The sequence below is a fragment of the Streptosporangium lutulentum genome (assembly GCF_030811455.1).
In the GTDB taxonomy this organism is placed as follows: domain Bacteria; phylum Actinomycetota; class Actinomycetes; order Streptosporangiales; family Streptosporangiaceae; genus Streptosporangium; species Streptosporangium lutulentum.
Map to the genome: position 1 here is coordinate 10,170,608 of NZ_JAUSQU010000001.1, position 16,335 is coordinate 10,186,942.

Consider the following 16,335-nt stretch of genomic DNA (forward strand, 5'->3'; position numbering starts at 1 on the left):
GGCTGAGGCCACCATCGCCTCGTTGACCGCGGGCAAGGACGTCTCGCGGGGGGAGGGCGCGAATGCGCCGGTCTCCGGTGCCGGGGCCTCGCCGGCGGGCGGCGGCGCGCCGTCCGCGCCTCCGGGTGTCTCCCGTGCGGACGTTCCTCCCAGGGAGGTCTCTCGTACGGTCGCCTCCCGCGCGGACGCTCCTCCCTCGGATGCTTTCCGGACGGATGCTCCTCCCTCGGATGCTTTCCGAGCGGACGCTCCTCCCGCGGATGCCCCTCCTGCGGACGTTCCTCCCGCAGGCGTTTCCCGCGCGGATGCCCCTCCTGCGGGCGTTTCCCGCGCGGGTGCCTTCACCGCCGACGCTTTCCGTACGAACGGCGGCGTCACCCCCTCACGAACCTCTTCCACGGCGGAGAGCGCCGAGCGGACACCCCCGGCGGAGGCCGGGGAGAGGAGCCCCGGTGGGAATGCCGGTGCCCCGTCTCCGGATGCCCCCGTCAGAGCGGACGTGGACGCGCCTCCTCTCCGCGCGAGCAAGGCGGACGCGAGCGAAGACGGACCCGAGGCGGATGCGGAGCCGGACGTGGCGGGCATCGGCCCGGACTCCTCCGGTACGGACATGGGCCCGGACGTCGTCGTCCTCGACTCCGAGACCGACTTCGACGCCGAATCCAGTTCGAGCTCTGCTTCCGACTCCGACGCTTCCGATCCCGACCCCGACCCCGGCTCCAGGGATGAGACCGACGCTTCCGACCTCGGCTCTTCCGAGACCGATGCTTCCGGCCTCGACCTCGACTCCGAGGACGAGCCTGACGCTTCCGGCCTCGACCTCGGCTCCGAGGATGAGACCGACCCCGGCCTCGGCTCCGACCCCGGCCTCGGCTCCGAGGCGGGTCCCGGTTTTGAGGACGGCGACGAGACCGACGAAGAGACCGACGGTGCGGCCGAGGGCGACGAGGAAGGAGCGGAGGAGGCGAAGGGCGACCGGGTGCGGGAGATCCCGCTGCCGGACGTCGTCTCCGAAGCCCTGACCAACGCGCTCACCGCCCTGCGCGGCAGCGTCACCGATCTCCGTTTCAACCTGGACCTCCCGGGTGCCGAGGAGGCCAGGCGGACCCAGAGCGAGATCCTGGCCCAGCTCGACGACTACGTCATTCCTCGGGTCCACATGAGCACGGCCCCGGCGCTCGTCGTCATCGCGGGCTCGACCGGAGCGGGCAAATCCACACTTCTCAACACCCTGGCCAATGCCAAGGTCAGCGCCACCGGCGTGCGCCGCCCCACCACCGGCACGCCGGTTCTCGCCTGCCACCCCGACGACCACGAGTGGTTCGCCGAGGGCGACCTGCTCGGCAGTCTGCGGAGGCAGAGCGAGCCCGACTCCGAGGCGGCTCCCGGCAGCCTCGTGCTCGTCTCCACGGAGCGCCTCCCCCCGGGGGTGGCGTTACTCGACACCCCGGACATCGACTCGGTCGTCGAGGAGCACCACGAGATCGCTCACCGCATGCTCGACGCGGCCGACCTGTGGATCTTCGTCACGACCGCGGCCCGCTACGCCGACGCGCCGGCCTGGCGCCTGCTCCGCCTGGCCAAGGAGCGCGGGGCGCGGATGGCCATCGTGCTCTCCCGGGTGTCGCCCCTGTCCCGCGAGGTGGTCACCAAACACTTCGTCAGGATGCTGACCGAGTACGGCCTCGGTGAGGTCGACCGGTTCGTCATCAACGAGGGCAGGACCACCGACGGAATGCTTCCCGACCACGAGGTCACCGAGCTCCGGCTCTGGCTGACCGAGCTGTCGGTCGACGACCGGCGGCGGGCGCAGGCCGTACAGACGACCCTGACCGGAGCGTTGAACAGCTTCCGCACCCGTATCCCCGCGCTGGCCAGGCAACTGGAGGCCCAGGTCGCCTTCAGGAGCGATCTCCGTACCGACGTGGACGCCGCGTACATCCACGCGCTGGCCGAGATCGAGGAGGCCACCAGGAACGGCTCTCTGCTCCGCGGAGAGGTGCTCGCCCGGTGGCAGGACTTCGCCGGGTCGGGCGATCTCATGCGGACTCTGCACCTGCGCAAGCCCGGTCGCCTCACGGGGAAGGCGACCCAGCAGGCCCCCGAGCGGCTCAGCGCGCTCAAGTCCGCGCTGCGGGCGGGGCTGGAGTCGGTTGTCGTATCGGCGGCGCAGCGGGCCGCGGAGGAGACCGCCGCTCGCTGGCTGCACCGCCAGGAAGCGGGGGAGAAGGCCCTGATCGCCACCCCGGGCCTCGGCCGCGCCTCCGACGATCTCCTGCGCAAGGTCGGCCGGGTCATCGGCGCCTGGCAGGACCACATCACCGAACTGATCCGGACCGAGGGCGTGACCAAGCGGTCGGTCGCCAGAGTGGTCTCGTTCGATGTCGAGTCCCTGGCGCTGATCCTGACCGTCGAGCTGTTCGGCAACGGGTCAGCCGAGGCCGGGGGCATCGCCGGGGCGTTACCGCAGCGGCTGGTGCACGCGTTGCTCGGTGCCGAGTCGTTACGCAACATCGGCGTCAAGGCCCGAAGCGATCTCCGCGCCCGGATCGGCATGCTGTTCGACGACGAGACGTCGCGCTATGTCCAGGCCCTTGACGGGGCGGGCGTGCCGGACGAATCCGCTGCCACCCGCCTCTACCAGGCAACGTACAACCTCGAGGTCGCCCGATGAGTGTTGGCACCACCCAGACACGCCAAGGTCTCGCCGGCCGGCTCGCCGCGCTGGCACGGATCGTGGAACTGGGACCGGGCAAGGTCGAGCCCAAGCTTCTCGCCGACTCGGGGCAACTGCTGCTGCGTGCCGGTGACAGGCTCAAGCTTTCCTCCGACCACACCGTGGTCGCGCTCGCCGGAGGCACGGGAAGCGGTAAGTCGACGCTGTTCAACTCGGTCTCAGGGCTGGAGCTGTCACCGACGGGCGTGCGCCGCCCGACCACGGCCCGTACGCACGCCTGCGTCTGGGGTTTGGAGGGCGCGGGCCCGCTGCTCGACTGGCTGCAGATCCAGTGGCGGCACCGCTTCGCCAGGGCCAGCGCCCTCGACAGGGGCGAGAGCCAGCTTCACGGCCTGATCCTGCTCGACCTGCCCGACCACGACTCCATCAGGGCGCTGACCGACACCGAGGCCGACCGGCTGATCCAGATCGCCGACCTCGTCGTGTGGGTGCTCGACCCGCAGAAGTACGCCGACGCCTCCACGCACCGCCGCTACGTGACCGACCTGGCCGGCCACGAGGCAGTGGCGATCTTCGTGCTCAACCAGGCCGACCGGCTGGAGGCCGAGGAACTGGCCGAGTGCGTCGCGGACCTGAACGGATTGCTCCGCCGCGAGGGCGTCGCCGACCCCGTCATCGTCGCCACCTCCGCGATCACGGGCAGGGGGGTGGACAGCCTCAAGGCCGTCCTCGCCGAGACCGTGTCCAAGCGCAGAGCCGCGGTCCAGCGGCTGGAGGCCGATCTCGACCGCCTGACGCTCCGCCTGTCGAAGCTCGTCCCCACCGGGGAGATTCCGGCCGCGCCGGCCTCCGTCGACGACGCCCGCAGGATCGGCCTCACCGACGCCCTGTGCGACGCGGTCGGGGTGCCCGCGGTGGGCGAGGCGTTGGAGAACGTCTACGGCGTGCGGTCCATCGAGTGGATCGGCTGGCCGTACGCCCGCTGGGTCGCGAAGCTTCGTCCCGACCCGCTCAACAGCCTGCGTCTGAGTGACCTGAGGGACGAGATCCGGGGGGTCGCGGGAGACTCGGTCAGCGCGCAGCCGGCCGAGGTGGACAACGCGGTCCACGCCCTTTCCGACGGCCTGACCTCCGGGATGCACGAGGCCTGGCAGAACGGGATCAGGGACGCCGCGCGTTCCCGCTCGGCCCAGCTGCCCCAGGTGCTTTCCGAGGAGCTGTCGGAGATCGCCCCACGCCTGGACCGGGTCCCCGTCTGGTGGCGGCTGCTTCTCGTCTGGCAGTACCTGCTGGTCCTGCTGTTCGTCGCGGGCGTCGCCTGGGTCGGCACGACCGTCCTCTACGGCGTGCTCGGCATCGGCAAACTGCCCTCGAACCTGGTCGTCTTCGGTGAGACGGCGTCGTTGCCATGGGTGGGGCTGATGATGCTCTCCGTTCTGGGGCTCGGACTCCTCACCGCCGTGGCCAGCCGGAACTTCATCGTGCTCGGCGCGGGCAACGAGCGCGACCGCCTGGAACGGGAGATGCGCCGCAGGGTCGCGGGGGTGGCCGAGAGCATGGTGATCGAGCCGGTGGAGCGTGAACTGGCCCGGTACAACGAGTTCTCCATGGCCATGCGGAGCATGCGGGGCTGATCCCGCACCGCTCACGACTCCGCTGGTAGTCGTGGTGTTCCCCGCGTCGGTGCCTTCCGAAGCCGTGCCGCCGTCGTCCACAGCCGTGCCGCGAGCCCGGACGGTTTTCCCCAGAACGTGATTCGGCAGTCCGGGCCGGGGCCGGTGCGGGCCATCGTGTGTCCCATGCCGCCGGCAGTCCGCCGGCATCCATGGGAGGCACGATGAACGACATCTACGTCACGCTGACCGGTAACGTCGCGGCCCCGCCGCGCCAGCACACCTTCCCCGACGGCTCGCGGGTCACCTCGCTCAAGGTCGCCACGACGAGCCGTTACTTCGACAGGGAGAACCAGCAGTGGCGCAACGGTGACACGACCTACTTCGGTGTCCGCTGTTTCCGCGGGCTCGCCGACAACGTCGCCCAGTCGGTCCACCTGGGCCAGCCGGTCGTCGTCCAGGGGCGGTTGCGAATCCGTGAGTTCACCCATGAGGGCGAGCGCCGCTTCATGCCCGAGGTGGAGGCCAACTCGCTCGGGCACGACCTTCGCTGGGGGCTCGGCAGCTTCGCCAAGCCACAGCGGGGCGGAGCGACCCCGACCCTGGGCAGGGAGGAGCGGAGCGAGCTCGATCGCGAGACGTTCGACTGGGCGATGGGCGGCGCGGCCCCCGACGAGGCGAGTGCCTCCGGGGCCCTGGCCCTGGTGAAGGCCGCAGGTGGAGACGGCGAGGTGACGGAGACCGAAGGCGGCGCGGCGAGTGAGGGCGCCGCCGGGAGCGAGCCGGGCACGACGGGTCGCGGGCCGGAGGGCGAGGCTCCGGAGACGAGCGAGGAGACGGAGGACGAGATGGTCAGCTGGGAGCTTGGCATGGGAAACCCCGGCGGGGGAAAGCCGGAGAAGCCGGGTGCGGGCAAGCCGGGCACGACGTCGAGGGAGACGACCCGTAGAAGGGCCGCGGGTAAGGAAACCGGAGCGGGGGAGGGCCTGGCCGGTGGGAAACCGGGGGAGAAGGAGAGGCGGGCCGACCGGGCGGCGAAGGACGACACACCGTGGCCCACGGAAGAAGACGTGGCGGCCTGAGCCGGGTTTCCCGCGACGGCGGAGCCGGGCCGCAGGTGGGCCCCATGCGGCGGTATCTGAGGATGAGGCCGGGGAGCACCCCGGCGGTGCCCGGGCACGAGGTGGGCGGCGCCCTCGACGGAGCCGGAGAGAAGAGGCGCGTCGACATCCGGGGGTGAGATCCGGAAGGAGCAGGATGCGTCGGAGCCTGGAGGGTGAGATCGAAGGCCGGGAGGTGAGGTCGGAGCCTGGAGGGTGAGGTGCATCGGAGCCCGGAGGGTGAGACCGGAGGGTGAGGGGGCATCGGCCGGACGCGGTCGGTGCCTTCGCGAGAGCGCGGCGGCGCCGAGATGAAACCGGCCGATGGTCATGCCCGTGTCGGATGCCGAGACACCTGTTAGGTCCAGGTCACGCCCCGCCGCATGGCTGCTCCTTTCCCACACGGTCCGCTCGCGAGCGAGCGGTTCCATTCGTGAACCAACTGGTGAGCTGGCCCACTCCGCCAAAGGTAGCGGTTCCCATCGCATGCCGCACACTCCGCAACTATTGTGTTACACATCGTTAGTCGGAGAGGGGGACGACATGGCGGCTCCCAGTCACACCTCGGTCAAGCCACACGGCGGCGTGACACTCTTGGCCGATAGATGGCCTCTGCTTGGGCAGCGTCGCGCGCTGGTTGGTTACATCTGCGGGGTCGTGGCCCTGGACGTCGCCGCAATCCTGTTCTTTGTCGTATCCGGCGATTTCCACTGGTCTGATCTGCTCACCTTCACCGCTCTGATGGCGTGTGGCGCCGTCTGCATCGAGGCGACCCGCAGGCTCGGGATGCCCGCGGGCGTCTCCCGTGATCTGCTCTCCGCCTGGTGGCTGCCGGCCGCGCTGCTCCTGCCGCCGCTCTACGCCCTTCTCGCGCCCATCCCGCTCCAGTTCCTGCTGCAGAAACGGGTGCGTGAGACGGTCGTCTACCGAAGGGTCTTCAGCTCGGCGGCGATCGGCCTGGCCGGATGCGCGGCCTCGCTGCTCTTCCACGGCACCACCGACGGCCTGGCCGCGCTGACCAAGGGCGCCGGGGGGCCCATCCTCGCCGCGATCGGCTGCGCCGTGCTCTTCACGGTGATCAACACCGCGCTGATCGCCATCGCCGCACACGCCGCCGACCCCGACAGCCGCTGGCGGGAGGTTCTGTGGAATCGGGAAAGTCTCCTGCTCGACGTGGTCGAGCTCTGCCTCGGCGTCATCGTCTCTATCACCTGCGCGCTGAACCTGGCGCTGCTGGTCCTGGCGCTGCCGCCGGTGGTGCTGCTCCAGCGCAGCCTGCTCCACGCCCAGCTGCAGGCGGCGGCCCGCACCGACTTCAAGACCGGTCTGCTCAACGCCGCCGCGTGGCAGCGCGAGGCGGACACCGAGATCGTCAGGGCGCGTCGCACCGGCGAGACGCTCGCCCTGCTCATCGTCGACATCGACCACTTCAAACGGGTCAACGACACCTACGGCCATCTGATCGGCGATCAGGTGCTGGTGGGCGTGGCCTCCACCATCCGCAGCCAGCTCCGTGACTACGACGTGGTGGGCCGCTTCGGCGGCGAGGAGTTCGTCGTCCTGCTGCCCAGAGCCGATGTCACCGAGGCCCGCAGGGTCGCCGAGCGGCTGCGGTCCCGGGTGGGGCGGATGGCGGTTCCGGCCGACGACAACATGATCACCGTGACGATCTCGGTCGGGGTCGCGATCATGAGCGTGCACGGCGACGACCTGATCGAACTGCTCGCCGCAGCCGATCTGGCCCTTTACCGAGCCAAGGAGCTCGGCCGCGACCGAATCTGCCTGCCCGCCACGGTTGTGCCCCCTGCCCGTCGCGCTGGAGCGGAGTCCGCCCCTAGCTGAGCTCAGCAGGCCCTAAACTAAAGGCATGCCGGAGTACATCTACACAATGCAGCGCGTGCGCAAGGCGCACGGCGACAAGGTCGTCCTCGACGATGTGACGCTGTCGTTCCTGCCGGGCGTCAAGATCGGCGTCCTGGGCCCCAACGGCACCGGAAAGTCGACGCTGCTGAAGATGATGGCGGGCCTGGAGCAGCCGTCCAACGGCGACGCCCGGCTCATGCCCGGCTTCAGCGTCGGCATGCTTCAGCAGGAACCCCCGCTCAACGAATCCAAGACCGTGCTCGGCAACGTCGAAGAGGGCGTCGCCGAGACCAAGGCCATGCTCGATCGATACAACGAGATCGCCGAGCTCATGGCCACCGACTACAGTGACGCGCTCCTGGACGAGATGGGAACGCTGCAGGAAGCGCTCGACCACCGTAACGGGTGGGATCTCGAAAGCCAGCTGGAGCAGGCGATGGACGCCCTCCGCTGCCCGCCGCCGGACTCCGAGGTCACCCAGCTCTCGGGTGGTGAGCGCCGCCGGGTCGCGCTGTGCAAGCTGCTGCTCGAACAGCCCGACCTGCTTCTGCTCGACGAGCCCACCAACCATCTGGACGCCGAGAGCGTCCAGTGGCTTGAGTCCCACCTTGAGAAATACCCCGGCACCGTCCTGGCCGTCACCCACGACCGTTACTTCCTGGACAACGTGGCCAACTGGATCCTGGAGCTCGACCGCGGTCGTTGCCACCCCTACGAGGGCAACTACTCCACCTACCTGGAGGCCAAGGCGGCCCGGCTCAAGCTTGAGGGCCAGAAGGACGCCAAGCGCAAGAAGCGCCTGGAGGAGGAGCTCGAATGGGTCCGCTCCAACGCCAGGGCGCGCCAGACCAAGAGCCGGGCGCGTCTGCAGCGCTACGAGGAGATGGCCTCCGAGGCCGACAAGCACCGCAAGCTTGACTTCGAGGAGATCCAGATCCCGCCGGGCCCGCGCCTGGGCACCACGGTCATCCGCGCCGAGAAGCTCACCAAGGGCTTCGAGGACCGGGTCCTGATGGACGGCCTCTCCTTCGACCTGCCGCGTAACGGCCTCGTCGGCATCATCGGGCCGAACGGCGTCGGCAAGACGACGCTGTTCCGGATGATCACCGGAAGCGAGACGCCGGACAGCGGTGAGATCGTCGTCGGTGAGACCGTCAAGATCTCTTACGCGGACCAGAGCCGGGGCGGCATCGACCCGGCCAAGAACATCTGGGAGGTCGTCTCCGACGGGCTCGACTACATCAAGGTCGGCCAGGTCGAGATGCCGTCCCGCGCCTACATCGCCGCGTTCGGGTTCAAGGGCCCGGACCAGCAGAAGAAGGCCGGCATCCTGTCCGGTGGCGAGCGCAACCGGCTCAACCTGGCGCTGACCCTCAAGCAGGGCGGCAACGTGCTGCTGCTCGACGAGCCCACCAACGACCTCGACACCGAGACGCTCTCCAGCCTGGAGAACGCGTTGCTGGAGTTCCCCGGCTGCGCCGTCATCACCTCGCACGACCGGTGGTTCCTCGACCGCATCGCCACCCACATCCTCGCGTGGGAAGAGGGCTCGAACTGGTTCTGGTTCGAGGGCAACTACGCCGACTACGAGAAGAACAAGATCGAACGGCTGGGCGTCGACGCGGCCCGCCCGCACCGTGTCACCTACCGCAGGCTCACCCGCGACTGAGGTGAATCGGCCAAGGAGCCCCCGGTACCCCGCCGTACGGCGGGGTACCGGGGGCTCGCTACCGTTCTCGGTGTGTTAGGACAGAGCGTCACGGACGGCGTCAGCCGTAGCCACCGGCATGTGTTCCCCCGAGCGGTGAGGTTCGCCGACGTCGACTCGCTCGGCCACGTCAACAACGTGCGATTCCTCGACTACCTTGAGGACGCGCGGCTGGCGATGTTCCACATCGACCCCCACCGGGAGGGCATGCCTCCTTTCAGGGGGCTCGTGATCGCCCGGCACGAGATCGACTATCGGCGTCCCCTCACCTTCCGGCCGGATCCGGTCCGGGTGGAAAGCTGGGTGACCGAGGTCCGGCCGGTGCGGTTCACCCTCGACTACGAGATCCGCGACGATGAGGAGACCTTCGTCCGGGCCCGCTCGGTGCTCGTCGCCTACGACGTGGCGCGGGCCGCTCCCCGGCGGCTGAACCAGGAGGAACTCACCTACCTGCGCCGGTTCGTCCCCGCCGGGTAGCGCCCACCGGATCTCCCGCGTTCGTGTGAGGTCACCGAGCCGACCCGGGCGCCCGTGCTCGGGACGGCCCCGTGTACGGGCAGGCCGCCGTCCCGGGCGCCCGTGTTCAGGACGGCGTACGCCGGTGGGTCACGGGGTGTACAGCCAGGCCGCCGTGTCCGGAAGGAGCAGATGGCCCTCGATGGGGGCGCTGCCGATCAGGACCCGGTCGTGCGGCGGAAGCTGTACCGGCTCGGAGCCGCAGTTGATGACACAGGTCAGCGGGCCGCGGCTGAAGAACAAGGCGTCCGCGGGGGACTCCAGCCAGGTGACCCGGTCGTCGAGGGAGCCGCGCAGCGCGCGGCGGGCGCGCAGGGCCTCCTGATAGAAGCTCAGGGTCGAGCCGGGGTCGCCCGCCTGGCGCTCGGCGTTCAGCGTGGCCCACTCGGCGGGCTGGGGCAGCCAGGGCCGGACCCCGTCGGGGGAGAAGCCGTACGGCTCGGCGGCGCCGGACCAGGGAAGGGGGACCCGGCAGCCGTCCCGGCCGGGCAGCCTGCCCTCGGAGCGGACGAAGATGGGGTCCTGACGGGCCTCCGGGGGAAGATCCTTCACCTCGGGGAGGCCGAGTTCCTCCCCTTGGTACAAATATGCCGATCCGGGCAGGGCGAGCATGGCGAGCAGCGCCGCGCGGCCACGGGCGAGGCCCGGCGTGGAATCGGTCAGGCCCTCGCCGTACCGGGTGACGTGACGGACCACGTCGTGGTTGGAGAGCACCCAGGTGGGGGCGGTCACCGCGTCGAGGGTGTCGTCGATGATCTTTCTGAACGCCGGCGCGGACCAGGGGGCCTCCAGCCAGGCGAAGTTGAAGCTCTGGTGCAGTTCGTCGGGACGGACGTAGAGCGCGAGGTCCTCGGCGGAGTCGGTCCAGACCTCGCCGATGGCCATCCGCTCGCCCGGGTAGGAGTCGAGCACCTTGCGCCACTCCCGATACACCTCGTGGACCTCGGGTCGTCCCCAGATCGGCGACTCGGCCTTGAACGCCTGATCCTCCGGCGGGGTGTCCGGCAGGCCCTCGGCCTTGTACAGGCCCATCGCCACGTCGATCCTGAACCCGTCCACCTCCCGATCCAGCCAGAACCGCAGCACGTCGAGAAACTCGGCGTGCACCTCGGGGTTGCGCCAGTTGAAGTCCGGCTGACCGGAGGCGAACAAGTGCAGGTACCACTGCCCGTCGGGCGTCTTGGTCCAGGCCGGGCCGCTGAAGGTGGACTGCCAGTTGTTGGGCGGCAGGTCCCCGCCGTCGCGGAACATGTAGCGCTCGCGTCCCTCGCCCCGTAGCGCGGCCTGGAACCATTCGTGCTCGGAGGAGCTGTGGTTCGGCACGATGTCCACGATCACCCGCAGCCCGAGCCGGTGAGCCTCCGCGACGAGCGCGTCGAAGTCGGCGAGGGTGCCGAAAAGGGGGTCGACGTCACGGTAATCCGCCACGTCGTAGCCGCCGTCGGCCATGGGGGAGCGGTAGAAGGGGGTCAGCCAGATCGCGTCCACGCCGAGTTCGGCGAGGTACGGCAGGCGCTGCCGGATACCGGGCAGATCGCCGACGCCGTCTCCCGAGGCGTCGGCGAAGCTGCGAACGTAGATCTCGTAGACGACGGCATCACGCCACCAGGGGATTTCCATGTGCATCGATTGCCCCCGCTTGAAGGGGTTTATGCGTGAGGGGCGTTCATCATGCTCTGCGCCGCGTAGACCAGGTAGTCCCAGAGGCGCTTCTCCAGCTCCTCGGGGAGCTCCAGCGAGGCCACCGCGTCATGCATGTGCCTCAGCCAGGCGTCGCGCTCGTCAGGGCCGATGACGAACGGGTTGTGCCGCATCCGCAGACGGGGGTGACCGCGCTGGAGACTGTAGGTGTTGGGGCCACCCCAGTATTGGATCAGGAAGAGGCGTAGCCGTTCTTCGGCTCCGGTGAGGTCTTCCTCGGGGTAGAGAGGCCGTAGCAGCGGGTCGTCCGCCACTCCCTCGTAGAAACGGTGGACGAGACGTCTGAAGGCCTCTTCGCCGCCGACGGCGTCGTAGAAGGACTGAGGTTCCTCGGGGATCGCGGACACGCGTTAAGCCTAATTGACGTCGTCACCGGTTTGAAAATCAGAGATTCCAGCACCCGGCCTTCCCGCCGGGTCTGTCGGTTCACGGTTCACCGGCCCGGGCGGCCCGGGAGCTCCGCACCCGCGCGGCCGCGGCACGCCTCGCCGCGTTCGAACAAGAACATCCCGCTTGGCCGGCGCGGAACACCCTGGCCCGCACACCCCCGCGAAAACACAAGCGGTGCCTCCTCGCGGAGTGTCCGGTGACGTCAGCCCGCGATCGGGATGGAGGCGCGGTCCAGAGCGGACTTGACGCGGATGCGGAGCTCCCGGGCGACCTGGGCCTGCTTGGACGGGAGGGTCTTGGCGCTGATCCGGAAGATGATGGCCGTGTCGGAGATCTGCTCGATCCCCCAGACCTGGGGCTCCTCGACGATGACGGAGTCGCGGTAGGCGGGATCGGCCCAGATCTCGTTGGTCACCTCCTCCAGGATCTCGCGGACCGCGGGGATGTCGGAGGTGTAGGCCACCGGCACGTCCACCGCCGCGCGGGACCAGCCCTGGGACTCGTTGCCGACGCGGGTGATGGTGCCGTTGCGGACGTACCAGACCCGGCCGTCGATGTCGCGCAGGCGGGTGATGCGCAGGGTGACCGCCTCGACGGTGCCGATCGCGGCACCGGCGTCGATCACGTCGCCCACGCCGTACTGATCCTCCAGGAGCATGAACATGCCCGCGATGAAGTCCTTGACGAGTTCCTGGGCGCCGAAGCCGATCGCCACGCCCAGAATGCCGACGCTGGTCAGCAGGGGGGCGATGGGAATGGAGAGTTTGTCGAGGACGGTCAGGACCGCGGTGCCCAGGATGACGATCGAGGCGATGTGCTTGAGCACCGAGCCGATGGTCTCGGCCCGTTGCCTGCGCCGCTCGGCCACGATCGCGTCGAGCCCCTCGGGGGTCGACGGCTCCCGGCCGCGCAGGCGTCCGGCGAGGGAGGCGCGCCCGGAGGACGCGCGCCTCACCACCCGGGTGATCAGACGATGGGCCACCTTGCGGAAGATCAGGGCGATCAGCAGGACCAGCACGATGGCGACCAGACCCGCGACCAGGGGTGCGAAAGTGTCCGGCAGGACGGTCCGCATGAGATCGCAGAGAGCCCCTCCGCTGCCCTCGCAGCCCCTGGTCAAGCCCATGCTCGCGTTCACCAGATCGTCGATCGCCGCATCGATGGGTGGCGCGGACGGAGGTGGGGTGGGAGGGGGGCTTATCGCGAGCATGGGGACAAGCAAGGACACGGAGTGGATCCCCCTCGGATCGGATCGTTCGACAAGACGGGCAAATCAAGCGACCCACCTATTTTGCCGACCGAACCGGCCGCCGTCACATCACGCCGGGGAAGACGGGGACATCCGAGCTCAGGGCCGCGGGGGGTGAGTTCGAATGCTCCGGTGACGGACGGCTCGTACGGGACGCGCACCCGGAAGCGTGTCCCGTGCCGTTTCCGAGAGAGATCCCTCCGGTTGCCGCCCGGACGAGACCCGGGCGGCAGCTTGTGTTCTCCGTGTTTCGAAGCCGATCGACGGGCCGGCTGAGAGGGCCTGTCGACGGGTTCGATCGGGAGGTTCGAAGCCGACGGGGTGACCAGCGTCCGAGGACGCTCCGCACCGGTCACCCCGTCGGCCCCGTCGAGCCGCGGTAGGAGCGGTGCGCCCGGGCGACGAACGCCGTCAGGCGCACCGCTCACTCACTCCCCCACCGCGGCGAGTACGCGTGCGACCTTGGTCGCGGCACCGGCGGGGTCCTCCGCCGTGTGCATCCGCTCACCCCAGGACCACCAGTAGTACCAATCCGGGCAGCTGGGGGCGGCCTGCGCTCGGCAGGTGACGTTCTCCGCCAGGCTGGTCGCGTTCGGGTTGATCACACGGACGAAGGCACGACCCGACTGGGTCCGTACCACCCGGGCGTGCAGCCCGCGGGAGTCAAGTTCTGACACCAGTCGTTCCAGGTGCCCGAAGTCGTTTTCCCCCACCTCGTCCCTCCTTTTGGGTTTTGGCGTCCGCACCGAATCGCGTTCGATTGATCACGTATTCGGTGCTGTGAGCCAAACATGGCCCACTGAGGCCCGTGGGTCAACGTGAGGAAAACCCAGATCAGGGTATGCCTTCTCCCAAGTAGGTTGAAAGAAACAGTCCGGCGGTGGACGATCCTTAGCCGGTGGCTTTATTTGCACGTTCCGGATGAGTCAAGCGTGGTCCATCATTCTCAATAGGCACAGTGCGACAACCGAATCACACTGAGTCAAGGGAGAGGACCGGTCGGGACAAGTGTGCCAGCCAGCCCAGCTGGCCACGAGAGAGGGGCCGGTATGTCCGGCAGGCAGCACAGGGAGACGGAATTAGCGCGGCAGATTCGGGCCAAAGGCCTGGCTGTCGGGCAGGGCTCGGCGCATATCGCCGAGTTGATCTATGAAAAGTGTAATCCACAATTTGGGACAACAAGGATTAAAGGTCATCGCCTTGCGCATGGCGTCGCCCTCGCGGATGTGATCGAACAGATAAGGGCGCTGTTCGAACGTGACGGAAAATCGGCACCAGGTATAGGTGAGACGCTTCTCTCCGCCTATGAGAGCGGGCTGAAACGGCCCGGTCCCGAATACCTCCACTACCTGTGCACCGCCTACCGGGTCGAACCGGTCTCCCTCGGATACGACGGCCCCTGCATCTGTGGCCACGGTCACAGGCTGTCAGGGGTGGTCCGAGGCGATCTCCACGATGGAAAACCCGATACGTCCCCCGGTCGAGACGAGTCGCTGATCCAGGCGATCAGAGGCGCCTCTTCTGTGGTCGGGGGTGAGGAGGACGAGAACGTGCTACGGAGAACGCTTTTACAGCTCCTGGCCGGGACCGGCATCGCGCTGGACGGGCAGGTACTCGGATCTGTGGAGAACATTCGCAGAAGGATGGACGACACCCTGGTGTCGGCCACCGTCTCGGCCGCGATGCTGGATCAGTGGGAGGAAGCCACCATCGGCTTCGGCCGCCAATACATGAACACCCCGCCGCTGAGGCTGCTCTGCGACGTGCTCCTGGAGTTCAGCGCCGTGCGCAAGGCCATGGAGCAGCGCCAGCCGGTGGACCTGCAGGAGCGACTGTGTCGCATGGCCGCTCAGCTCTCGGGGCTGAGCGGCATGATCATGATTAACCTCGGTGACCACCGGCTTGCCCGATCCTTCTTCAGGACCGGCAGGACGGCCGCGGACGAGACCGGGGACCGCGCGCTCCGAGCCTGGGTGACGGCCAGGGAGGCCCTGGTCCCGCTCTACTACGGAGATCCGCGCGAAGCCCTCAACCTCGCCAAGAAGAGCCGCGACATGGCCGGCCAGACGCCCTGCGCGGCTCAGGCCATGGCGCCGGTCGTCGAGGCCCGCGCTCTGGCCATGCTGTCGGGTTCGGGCAAGAAGGACGTGGTCGACCAGGCCAAGCGGGCGCTGTCGCGGGCCAGGGCGGCGTTCTCCCAGATGACCGCGAACGAGCAGGACGACTCGACCTTCGGCTACACCGAGCGCCAGCTCTACTTCCACCAGGGAGACGCGCTGGTGAAGCTGGGGCAGGCGATGGAGGCCGACCTCATCCTGGAGCAGGCGCTCACGAAGTACGGTCCGTCCGACTGGCTCGACCCGACCTTCATCAAGTTCGATCGCGCCCAGTGCAAACTTCTCGAGGGTGACATCGACGAGGCGATGGAGATGGCCCAGAAGACGCTCGCGAGCCTGGGCGACGGTTGCAGGCCCGGCATCCTCATGCAACGCGCCCATGAGATGGCCAGGGAGGTGGAGGCCAAGGACCCCAACCACAAGGGTCTCAAGCTCTTCCAGGAGGCGTTGCGCGCCGCGCCGATGGAGGACCCGGGGGGTGATGCATGAAGGCCAGAATCCGGCGTTATCGCTGGTCTGACCTCGAATCCGTCTGGGCGTTGCATCAGATCTGCCTTGCCCAGGTCGGCCTCGCACCGGGAGACGGCGTCTACTACGAAGACGATTTCCCCCGGATCAACGAGATCTATCTCGCCGACGGCGGAGAGTTCCTCGTGGGGGAGATCCCCGGTGGGCGCATCATCGCCATGGGCGGGTTGCGCCGCGTCGACGATCAGAGTGCGGAGATGTGCCGCATGCGGGTCCATCCGGAATTCCAGCGACGCGGGCTCGGCGCCCAGATGGTCACGGCACTGGAGACGCGCGCGATCGAGCTGGGCTACGTCCGGCTCTGCGGTGACACCACCCTGAATCAGCCGGCCGCGATGGAGCTCTATCGCAAGTACGGCTGGCGTGAGATCCGCAGGGAAGAGCGCGGTGGATGTGTGGTGATCTATGGAGAGAAAGACCTGGTTGTTGCCATGTCTCCCTTGGTTAAGTAAGTGGATTTCATGCTGATCTGTCATTAGGCGTTGCGTTCCGACGAAACAGAGGAATACTTACTCTTCGTATCTGTAGTCATTCTTTGGTGAGTGCGATGAAGAAGATCATTATTCACAAGCCCGGAACGGTCAAACTGAGTGGTGCTTCCAGCGTCATGCACAAGGGGTGAGGGGCTCTCCGGCTGAGTTGATCCTTCTGGCTGCGGATTCAGGCCGGGACGTGCCGAGGTCTGCGCCGAGCCGTACCCTGCCGTAGGCAGGGCGGGGGTCCAACAAGGGGGGCAATCCTGGTGAAACCAGGCGCATCCGAAAGAGGGTGGGGCTGGGAGGTGGAGATAATTTCCACCGGGGGAGGCGTCCTCTCCTCTGTGGGAGTTGTTTTCCCTCAGATGCATCAAGGTGTGGATTTTTCCCCCACGGG

General features: G+C 68.3%; 12 protein-coding genes. 8 read left to right on the forward strand and 4 right to left on the reverse strand.

Features of this window, described 5'->3' with window-relative positions:
* Positions 1 to 499: 499 nt before the first annotated feature.
* From J2853_RS45725 to J2853_RS45750, 6 genes are all read left to right on the forward strand, one after another.
* Entirely contained in the window at positions 500 to 2,674 is a 2,175-nt protein-coding gene (locus J2853_RS45725; RefSeq protein ID WP_307568310.1) for a dynamin family protein, read from the forward strand.
* Complete coding sequence (locus tag J2853_RS45730) at positions 2,671 to 4,311, forward strand: GTP-binding protein (RefSeq protein ID WP_307568311.1); 1,641 nt, start codon at positions 2,671 to 2,673, stop codon at positions 4,309 to 4,311. Before J2853_RS45725 ends, J2853_RS45730 begins: the two co-directional genes overlap by 4 nt.
* Positions 4,312 to 4,514: 203 nt before the next feature.
* Positions 4,515 to 5,372, forward strand: coding sequence for a single-stranded DNA-binding protein (locus J2853_RS45735; protein WP_307568313.1), 858 nt, complete (start codon positions 4,515 to 4,517; stop codon positions 5,370 to 5,372).
* 561 nt (positions 5,373 to 5,933) lie between these two features.
* On the forward strand, positions 5,934 to 7,232 hold the full coding sequence (locus J2853_RS45740) for a sensor domain-containing diguanylate cyclase (RefSeq protein ID WP_307568315.1): 1,299 nt from the start codon (positions 5,934 to 5,936) through the stop codon (positions 7,230 to 7,232).
* A 25-nt stretch (positions 7,233 to 7,257) separates the two neighbouring features.
* Positions 7,258 to 8,922 carry an energy-dependent translational throttle protein EttA gene (ettA, locus tag J2853_RS45745; RefSeq protein WP_307568316.1) on the forward strand — a complete coding sequence of 555 codons (1,665 nt, stop codon included), beginning with the start codon at positions 7,258 to 7,260 and terminating at the stop codon, positions 8,920 to 8,922.
* Between the two features lie 72 nt (positions 8,923 to 8,994).
* Positions 8,995 to 9,438, forward strand: coding sequence for an acyl-CoA thioesterase (locus J2853_RS45750; RefSeq protein WP_307568318.1), 444 nt, complete (start codon positions 8,995 to 8,997; stop codon positions 9,436 to 9,438).
* A 129-nt stretch (positions 9,439 to 9,567) separates the two neighbouring features.
* Here the strand turns inward: J2853_RS45750 and J2853_RS45755 are convergent, their stop codons facing one another.
* From J2853_RS45755 to J2853_RS45770, 4 genes are all read right to left on the reverse strand, one after another.
* A complete protein-coding gene (locus J2853_RS45755) occupies positions 9,568 to 11,103 on the reverse strand; it encodes a glycoside hydrolase family 13 protein (RefSeq protein WP_307568320.1) in 1,536 nt (511 codons plus the stop codon).
* 23 nt (positions 11,104 to 11,126) lie between these two features.
* The gene (locus tag J2853_RS45760) at positions 11,127 to 11,525 is read right to left on the reverse strand and encodes a globin (protein ID WP_307568322.1); all 399 of its coding nucleotides are present in this window, start codon (positions 11,523 to 11,525) and stop codon (positions 11,127 to 11,129) included.
* A 245-nt stretch (positions 11,526 to 11,770) separates the two neighbouring features.
* Positions 11,771 to 12,796 (reverse strand): mechanosensitive ion channel family protein, encoded by a 1,026-nt coding sequence (locus J2853_RS45765; protein ID WP_307568324.1) that lies wholly within the window; start codon positions 12,794 to 12,796, stop codon positions 11,771 to 11,773.
* A 449-nt stretch (positions 12,797 to 13,245) separates the two neighbouring features.
* The gene (locus tag J2853_RS45770; protein WP_307568326.1) at positions 13,246 to 13,530 is read right to left on the reverse strand and encodes a hypothetical protein; all 285 of its coding nucleotides are present in this window, start codon (positions 13,528 to 13,530) and stop codon (positions 13,246 to 13,248) included.
* A gap of 336 nt (positions 13,531 to 13,866) precedes the next feature.
* On the opposite strand from J2853_RS45770, the gene J2853_RS45775 reads away from it, so the two are divergent.
* Together J2853_RS45775 and J2853_RS45780 are read left to right on the forward strand one after the other, a co-directional pair.
* A complete protein-coding gene (locus J2853_RS45775) occupies positions 13,867 to 15,423 on the forward strand; it encodes an NsdA family TPR-like regulatory protein (protein ID WP_370879505.1) in 1,557 nt (518 codons plus the stop codon).
* Positions 15,420 to 15,914, forward strand: coding sequence for a GNAT family N-acetyltransferase (locus J2853_RS45780; RefSeq protein WP_307568331.1), 495 nt, complete (start codon positions 15,420 to 15,422; stop codon positions 15,912 to 15,914). Before J2853_RS45775 ends, J2853_RS45780 begins: the two co-directional genes overlap by 4 nt.
* The last annotated feature ends 421 nt before the right edge of the window (positions 15,915 to 16,335 follow it).